The 1,689-nt window shown below is 40.9% G+C and carries 1 protein-coding gene; it reads right to left on the reverse strand.

Annotation, left to right across the window (positions count from 1 at the left end):
• Nucleotides 1-211: 211 nt before the first annotated feature.
• The gene (locus A1355_RS08040) at nt 212-1,363 is read right to left on the reverse strand and encodes a HEPN-associated N-terminal domain-containing protein (protein ID WP_064026806.1); all 1,152 of its coding nucleotides are present in this window, start codon (nt 1,361-1,363) and stop codon (nt 212-214) included.
• Nucleotides 1,364-1,689: the final 326 nt, after the last annotated feature.

Raw genomic sequence — 1,689 nt, forward strand, 5'->3', positions numbered from 1 at the left:
GCCACCCCATGCCGCTTGATTCCTGCGCGCCGGAGGGTTTGAACGGGGTTTTCGGAAGGGCTATCCCTAGCCCTCCAAAAACGCGATGCATCCCTGCATCGCCCCTAACGGGCAACTCCGCTCAAACCCTCCGGTGCTCGGCGCGGCATCAGGGGAGAAATCGTCCCGAGATTAAAAGTCGTAAAAATAGTATTTAGTGGGAGCTATGCGTTTACGTATTATTAATATACCTTTTTGGGTTTACTCGTCTGGGTGAGCTTTCTAATTCGAACAAGCTATCAGCTTTGGCTTCATTCTTGTCACAAAAATGCTCATTCTCACAAAAAATAACCACCGAATTTTTCCCTTTATTTCTTGAGCTTGGATATATTAGGCCGGAAATTCTTCCAAAATTCTCGTCTTCATGATTATATCTAAAATGTTCAGTAACAATTTGAGTAGGAACGTATTCGATATGTTCATAACCATCTTTTTTTATGGGTTTTGTAATGTCAGATACAAAACCATCTATAAATGCAACTTCTTGATCACTATATCCGCGATCTTGAAAAAATCCGGGATAAGTCAAGGCTTTTGAAAAATCAATAAGTGTTATGTCTTTTAATAATTTAAATTTGGCAACGGTAGCGATTTTTTCAAAATCATTTTCCTCGTCAAATGTTTCTTTTATTGCAGTCCCAATATCAAAAGCGCCGTAAAACATCGGTATCCCAGCTGGACTCATTCTGTTTGAATATCTGGCATACTTTATTTCTGGAGCACCTAACTCTGCAGCTTTGGTTAACTTCTCCGCTTTGTCATGGATTCTAGTTCTACGGAAAAAATTACCTTTTTTAATCGTGGTATACAGCTCTGTTCTGATAATAACTGTGCTTAGTTCTTTCAAAAATTGACTTGGTGGTATTGCATAATATAAATGCTCATTGTTGATACGAAAAAATGTGTATCGTGATTTATGTTTAACAATTTCAACGAATTCGCTCCAGCCATAAGACAAAGCTTCAGACAATTCAGGCATGTAATACGGAGTTTCACACCACCGTTTATCTATTAGTTCTTCACAGACATCATCAAAAAGAAGGCTATTATCGGTTAAATCAATATCATAGTCCTGTAATAATTCTACGATACCAAAGCTTTTGCCATCTTCTTGATCCACTAGATCCTCAAGAGGATCACCATATTGGTTGTCAATATGTTTGACAAAGAACTCAATGAATTCATAGAAAGATACTATTCGTGTTCGTACAGGCGTTGATCTTTTTCCACAATAACTACATTCAGTCTCGTCACCATTTTCTAAAATAAAATTTTTTATATCGTCATCATTTACGCAGTGATTGCAAATATGCTTTTCAAGCATTCGGTTCAACTCTTAGATGTAAGAATGGGTTCAGCCCGTAGGATGTGCTGAACGAAGTGAAGCGCATCGCTCGCGGCAGATGCGTCTCCTATCGTCGGCAGCATCCTACAATAGAACTTGAAACCCAAAATACAAATTTATCCAATAACTATTCTTCGCGCGACGGGGTTAATCCCCCTGATGCCGTGCCGAGCACCGAAGGATTTGGACGGATCAGCCCGCAGGGGAGCGGCAGGGATGCCGCTCGTTTTCGGAGGGCTAGGGATAGCCCTTCCGAAAACCCCGTTCAAACCCTTCGGAGCGCAGGATATAAGCGGCATGGGGTG

This window comes from Methylomonas koyamae, from assembly GCF_001644025.1.
Classification (GTDB): Bacteria; Pseudomonadota; Gammaproteobacteria; order Methylococcales; family Methylomonadaceae; genus Methylomonas; species Methylomonas koyamae_A.